We start from the raw sequence: 6,583 nt of genomic DNA on the forward strand, positions 1-6,583 counted from the left end.
CGTTGTTGTGTCGCACTGAAAAAGTCAGCGGCGGCGGGCGCGGCGGACCAGCCAGTCCCCCAGCGACTGCAGCCCCTGCACGAAGAGGATCAGCACGGCGACGACGCTGGCCATCACCTCCGGCATGAAGCGCTGGTAGCCGAAGCGGATGCCGAGATCGCCGAGGCCGCCGCCGCCCACCGCCCCCGCCATGGCCGAATAGCCGACGAGGCTGACGAGGGTGACGGTGATGGCGGCGACGAGGCCGGGCATGGCCTCCGGCACCAGCACCTTGCCCAGGATCTGCAGCCGGGTGGCGCCCATGGCGCGGGCGGCCTCGACCACGCCGCGGTCCACCTCGCGGAAGGCGGTCTCGAAGAGGCGGGCGATGAAGGCGGTGGCGGCCAGGGCCAGCGGCACGATGGCCGCCCCCGTGCCGATGGAGGTGCCGGCGACGAGGCGGGTGAAGGGCACGATCGCCACCATCAGGATGATGAAGGGCGTCGAGCGCACGGCGTTGATCAGCAGGCCGATGGGGCGGTTGACCCAGCCATTGGGCGCCAGCCCGCCCGGCCCGGTGGCGTAGAGCAGCAGCGCCAGCGGCAGGCCGAAGACCACGGCGATGGCGGCGGCGGCGCCCACCATCAGCAGCGTCTCGATGCCGGCCTCGATGAAAAGCTGTTCCAGCATCGGGGAAAGCCAGGGGATCATGGTCAGGCCGCCTCTGCCCGGTGGGTGATCTCCGCCTCGTCCACCGGCGTGACGCCGAGGCCGAGTTCCGTGAACCAGGCGAGCGCCGCCGCCACGGCCTCCGGCGCGCCATAGGCGGCGAGCGCCATCAGGCCGAAGGGCTCGCCGGCGATTTCGTCGATGCGGCCGGAGATGATGTTGAGGTCGATGCCGAAGCGCCGCGACGCCTCGGAGATGACGGAGCGCGTGCTGGCCGGCCCGGCGAAGAGCACCTGGAGCAGCCGCCGCTCCTCCCCCGCGCGCGGCGCCGGCAGGCGCGCCACCGTGCCGGGGGGGATGGAGTGGCCGATGGTGTCAGCGATGAAGCGCCGCGTCGTCGCATGCGCCGGGCGGGTGAAGACGTCGAAGACGCGGCCCGTCTCGATCACCTGGCCGCGCTCCATCACCGCCACGCGGTCGCAGATTTCCTTCACCACTGCCATCTCATGGGTGATGAGCAGCACGGTGAGGTCGAGCTGGTCGCGCAGCCGCTTCACCAGGGCGAGGATTTCCTGCGTCGTCTCGGGGTCGAGGGCGCTGGTGGCCTCGTCGCAGAGCAGGATGCGCGGGCGCGGGGCGAGGGCGCGGGCGATGCCCACGCGCTGCTTCTGCCCGCCCGAGAGCTGGGCCGGGTAGGCCCCGGCCTTCTCCGCCAGCCCGACCAGGGCCAGGGCCTCAGCCACGCGCGCGGCGCGCTCGGCCCGCGGCACCCCGGCGATTTCCAGCGGGAAGGCCACATTCTCCGCCACGGTGCGGGAAGTGAGCAGGTTGAAATGCTGGAACACCATGCCGATGCGCCGGCGCCGCTCGCGCAGCGCGGCGTCGTCCAGCCCCAGCAGGTCCTCGCCCAGGATGCGGACGGCGCCGGAATCCGGGCGCTCCAGCAGGTTCACGCAGCGGATGAGCGTGGATTTCCCGGCGCCCGAGCGGCCGACGATGCCGAAGATCTCGCCCTCCGCCACCTCCAGCGACACGCCGTCCAGCGCCCGCACCAGGGCGCCGCCGGCGCCGGCGAAATGGCGCTTGAGGTCATACAGCCGGATGGCGGCATCATTCGGCGCGGGGGGGGCTCCCGGCGCGGCATCGGCAACAGGCATGGCAATTCCAACAGAATCAGGAAGCGGACGCGCCCCCGCCCTGGTGATGTGGCGGAACAGACGGCGGGGGGGGGAGTTTAGCGGCGGGGCATGCGACAGGTCATGGGCACCTCGGGGGCTCTCCAACAACGGTCGGATGGTCCACGAAGCGACCGGCGGCGGGGGAGGGGTCCTTCCCGCGCCGCAGCCCGGCTTCCTGGCGCTTTAGCACTTGGTGTCGCGGCGCAAGCTGCATCCGTCAAATCCCCGCGGGAAGGTATAGTCCCCTTCCGTGGCGGAGAATGGGGAAACCACGCTGGAGACGCAAGCGCGAAGCATGAGAATTTTTCCATGCGATATACGCATGGCTCTTCCCCAGCGACACGGCTCGCGTGCAATCGGTCCCGAAACCCGGTAGAAGCCCCCCGCTTGCGGGCCGGCGTGTGATGGGATGCGCCAGGCCTTCTCCCAGGCCCTCCCCCTTTGCACATCCCTTGTGCGCGGGGGGCGCGCTCCACCTGATAGTGGCGGATTTTTCAGACACATGCCTTTCCCCGCGATGCCCGAAGCGCTGCTGCGCGCCCTGACCGAGCGCGGCTATGCCGAGCCCACCGCCGTCCAGGCGGCGGTGCTGGAAGCCGAGACGGAAGGGCGGGACCTCCTGGTCTCCGCGCAGACAGGCTCCGGCAAGACGGTGGCCTTCGGCCTCGCCCTGGCGCCCGGCCTGATGGGCGAGACCGAGCGCCTGCCTGCCCCCGGCGCGCCGCTCGCCCTGGTGGTGGCGCCGACGCGCGAGCTGGCGCTCCAGGTGCGCGCCGAACTCTCCTGGCTCTATGCCTCCGCCGGCGGGCGGGTGGTCAGCTGCGTCGGCGGCATGGACCCGATGGCGGAGCGCCGCGCCCTGGCGCAGGGCGCGCATATCGTCGTGGGCACCCCCGGCCGCCTCTGCGACCATCTCAACCGTGGCAATCTCCGCCCCGAGGCGCTGCGCACCGTGGTGCTGGACGAGGCGGACGAGATGCTCGACCTCGGCTTCCGCGAGGAGCTGGAGATGATCCTCGGCGCCGCGCCGGAGGATCGCCGCACGCTGCTCTTCTCCGCCACCGTCTCGCCGGAGATCGAGCGGCTGGCCGGCAGCTTCCAGACGGATGCGCTGCGCCTCTCGGTGAAGGCCGAGGGCGGGCAGCACCGGGACATCGCCTACAAGGCCGTGCTGGTGGCGCCGCAGGATGCGGAGCGCGCGGTGGTCAACCTGCTGCGCCTCTCGGACAGCCCGCGCGCCATCGTCTTCTGCTCCACCCGCGCCTCGGTGACGCGGCTGCAATCCAACTTGGCCGAGCGCGGCTTCTCCGCCGTGGCGCTGTCAGGCGAGCTGTCGCAGGCCGAGCGGTCCCGCGCGCTGCAGGCGCTGCGCGATGGCCGGGCGCAGGTCTGCGTCGCCACCGACGTGGCGGCGCGCGGCATCGACCTGCCGGATCTCGGCCTCGTCATCCATGCCGAGCTGCCGAAGGAGCCGGAGACGATGCTGCACCGCTCCGGCCGCACCGGCCGGGCGGGGCGCAAGGGCATTTCCGTGCTGATCGTGCCGCCCAACCGCCGCCGCACCGCCGAGCGGCTGCTGATGGCCGCGCGGGTGCAGGCCGAATGGGGCCCGGCCCCGGCCGCCGAGGCGATCCGCGAGAAGGATGCGGAGCGGCTCTCCACCCAGGCCCTGGCCCTGCTGGCCGATGAGCCGGCGGCGGAGGATCTGTCCGTGGCCGAGGCGCTGCTGGCGGCGGGGGCGGACCCCAAGGCGCTGGCCGCCGCGCTGGTGAAGGTGCTGCGCGCGCCCCTGCCGGCGCCGGAGGAACTGACCCCGGCCGAGGATGCCGCCCGCCGCCCGCCGCGCGAGCCGCGGGCCCCGGGGGCGGAGGGCATCTGGTTCCGCATGAATGTTGGCCGCGATGGCCGGGCGGATCCGCGCTGGGTGCTGCCCTTCCTGTGCCGCCGTGGCGATGTGCAGCGCAGCGAGATCGGCCGCATCCGCATCCTGGGCCGTGAGACGCAGTTCGAGGTGTCGCCGGCCGTGGCGAATCATTTTGCCAGTGCCATCCGCCGCCCGGATGCGGAGGAGCCGCATATCCGCCTGGAGCCGCTGGCGGGTGGTGTGGCCCCCGCTCCGCGCCCGCCGCGCCCTTACTATGGCGACCGCCCGCGCCGCGCCGAGTCCCGCCGCTGATTCGCGTGCCTGCCGCGTCCCGCCGGGGTTTCCGGGCGGGACGCGGCGAAGAAAAGTTTTTTGGTTCTTTTTTTTCAAAAAAGAACACTCTCCTTCCCGTGATGGATCGTCTCATTCATCGAGACTATTCCCATTCTTTTTCTCCTCCCCGCTGACACACCGCTGACGCCCTTCAACATGCCGTGCGGCGTGTCTCATGGCCCTGCATCCTGTCGCCCCTGCTGGTAAGGCTTGTGCCCGAGGTGGCCCCGAGAGGGCGCCGGGCTGTTTCGGGTTGGGCCATTTCGGGTTGGGTGCCGCTGTCTTGCCGGCGCCGGGAGCATTTGGATGCCGTGGGAGGCACACCCCGCCTCTATACTGGTGGAGGATGATATCGGCCTGGACCGGTTGTCCCTCGCCATGCCCCTGCTGGGGGCGACGGGTTGGATGGACGGGCTGGGCCGGCTGGTGAATCCACCGCCGCCGGGCCAGGAGGCCGGTGCGGCGCTCCAGGACACGCTGCGGGACCTTTTCGCGCCGCTGGGCTTCGGCCTGCGCCGCCTGGCGCCGCAGCCCTGGGAGGATGGCGTCTCGCCCGCCCTGCTGGGCACGCGGGAGGGCGGGCGGCCCACCTGCATCCTGCATTTCCCGCTCGACCCGCCGCCGCAGGCCGAGCCTGAGTCTCCGCCCCCCACCACGCCCCAGCGCCTGACGCGCCAGGGCCACCGCCTGTCCGGCCCGGGGCTGCTGGCGGTGAAGGGGGCCATCGCCGCCGCCTGGGCGGCGCTGCGCGTGGCCGATGCGGTGGGGCTGCCGCTGCGCTATGCGCCTGTCCTGCTGTTCACCGCCGATGCCGCCGGGCTGCGCCGCGCCGCCCTCCAGGGAGAACTGGCGGGGCACCTGATCAGCTTCGGCGGGGTGGCCGGCCCGCGCCGCTGGGCCGGCAGCCTGGGCGAGATGGAAATGGAGATCCGCATCGTGGCGCCGCCGGGCCTCAGCCCCGCTGCCGCCGCCCTGCCGGTGCTGGACGCGCTGATGACGCTGCGCGGCGAGATTGCCCTGCGCCCCGCCGCGCTGCCCGGCGCCAGCGGCGCGGCGGTGCGGCCGCGCCTGTCCGTGCTGTCGGTGCGCGCCGTGCAGGATGCCGCCGGGGAGGCGGCCTGCCTGCTGCGCGTGCTGCGCCGTTTCGGCCCGCAGGAGGGCGAGGTGGCGGTGGAGCAGGAATTGCGCGCGGTGGTGCTGGCCGCCGGGGCCGCGGCGCCGCGTGGCTGTGCCATCAGCCTCAGCCGGGGGCCGCTGCTGCCGCCGGTGGTGCCGGAGGCGGAGGGGCCGCAGGCCCGCCGCTGGGAGGATGCGCTGCGCTGGGGCTTCGGCTTCGGGGCGGAGCCGTTCCGCTGCTATGCCAGCGCGCAGGCTTCGGCCCTGGGCTTTGCCCAGCAGGCCGGGGTGCAGGAAATCCTCCAGGCCGGGCTGTGCCAGCCGGGCGGGGAGGAGGCGCGCCCCTGGATCGAGATCGAGGCGGTGGAGGCCCTGGCGCGCAGCCTGCTGGCCCATATGGCCGAGGGGCCGGGCCTGCCCGTCTGAGGAGGGCCGCCCGAGGGGAGAGCCGGGGGGAAGAGCCGGGGGGAAGAAGCCGGCGGGCGGGGAAAGCCGCCTAGCCCGGCTGCCCCACGGCGAGCCGCCCGGCGAGGCGCGCATAGCGGTCCCGGCTGGCCGTCAGGTGGCGGCGCATGGCGGCGCGGGCATTGGTGGCATGGCCGCTGGCGATGGCGGCGGCGATCCGCGCATGCTCCTCCTGCACCCGCTCCAGATAGCCGGTGCGGTCCTCCACCTCCTCCAGATAGGGGCGGATCGTCTGGCGCGGGATCAGCATCGGCCCGAGGAATTCCAGGAAGCGCGGGAAGAAGCCATTGCCCGTGGCGGCGAAGATGGCGCGGTGGAATTCGAGATCCTGCTGCACCGCGCTGTCGCCGGCCTGGACCGCCTTCTCGAAGGCGGCGGCGGCGGCGTGGATGCGCTCCAGCGCCGCCTCGTCCCGCCGCTCGGCGGCGAGGCCGGCGGCCTCCGTCTCGATGGCGATGCGCAGCTCGATCACCTGCAGCACATCCTGCAGCGATCGCATCTCCGCCGGGTCGATGCGGATCTGCCCGCGCGCCGTGGGGTCGGCCACGAAGGCGCCGACGCCCTGGCGGGTGATGACCAGCCCTTCCGCCCGCAGCGCCGCCACGGCCTCACGCACCACGGTGCGGGAGACGCCGGCCTGGCGCATCAGCGCCTGCTCGGTGGGCAGGCGGTCGCCGGGGCGCAGCCGGCCGGCGCGGATCTCGGCCGCCAGGCGGCGCACCAGCTCCGCCGTCAGATTGGCGGGCGGGGCGAGCGGCGCAAGCTCGATCCCGGGCGCGGGGCCTGACTCGCTGCGTCCGTCCATGGGCTTTTGTCTCTCCTGCCGGGCGGGAGCTGCCCGCTTCGTCAGATTATCATATGAGGGGGCGAAGGGCGAGCATGACGGGGGGGGGGGGGGCGCCCCCCCCCCCCCCCCCCCCCGGGGGGGAGGGGCCGCCCCAATTTCCCAGGGGGTCCCCCCCTTCACGGGGGGGCGGGG

The 6,583-nt window shown here is 73.2% G+C and carries 5 protein-coding genes; 2 read left to right on the forward strand and 3 right to left on the reverse strand.

The window, feature by feature from the left end; genetic code table 11:
• Window positions 1-24 precede the first annotated feature (24 nt).
• Together NON00_RS19040 and NON00_RS19045 are read right to left on the reverse strand one after the other, a co-directional pair.
• Window positions 25-690, reverse strand: coding sequence for a methionine ABC transporter permease (locus NON00_RS19040; RefSeq protein WP_256024283.1), 666 nt, complete (start codon window positions 688-690; stop codon window positions 25-27).
• Window positions 691-692: 2 nt separating this feature from the next.
• Window positions 693-1,805 carry a methionine ABC transporter ATP-binding protein gene (locus tag NON00_RS19045; protein ID WP_256024284.1) on the reverse strand — a complete coding sequence of 371 codons (1,113 nt, stop codon included), beginning with the start codon at window positions 1,803-1,805 and terminating at the stop codon, window positions 693-695.
• Between the two features lie 523 nt (window positions 1,806-2,328).
• On the opposite strand from NON00_RS19045, the gene NON00_RS19050 reads away from it, so the two are divergent.
• Together NON00_RS19050 and NON00_RS19055 are read left to right on the forward strand one after the other, a co-directional pair.
• Window positions 2,329-4,002 (forward strand): DEAD/DEAH box helicase, encoded by a 1,674-nt coding sequence (locus NON00_RS19050; protein ID WP_256024285.1) that lies wholly within the window; start codon window positions 2,329-2,331, stop codon window positions 4,000-4,002.
• A 327-nt stretch (window positions 4,003-4,329) separates the two neighbouring features.
• The gene (locus NON00_RS19055) at window positions 4,330-5,565 is read left to right on the forward strand and encodes a hypothetical protein (RefSeq protein WP_256024286.1); all 1,236 of its coding nucleotides are present in this window, start codon (window positions 4,330-4,332) and stop codon (window positions 5,563-5,565) included.
• Between the two features lie 70 nt (window positions 5,566-5,635).
• On the opposite strand, the gene NON00_RS19060 is transcribed toward NON00_RS19055, so the two are convergent.
• Window positions 5,636-6,409, reverse strand: coding sequence for a FadR/GntR family transcriptional regulator (locus NON00_RS19060; protein WP_256024287.1), 774 nt, complete (start codon window positions 6,407-6,409; stop codon window positions 5,636-5,638).
• Window positions 6,410-6,583: the final 174 nt, after the last annotated feature.

This window comes from Roseomonas sp. GC11, from assembly GCF_024437745.1.
Lineage (GTDB): Bacteria > Pseudomonadota > Alphaproteobacteria > Acetobacterales > Acetobacteraceae > Pseudoroseomonas.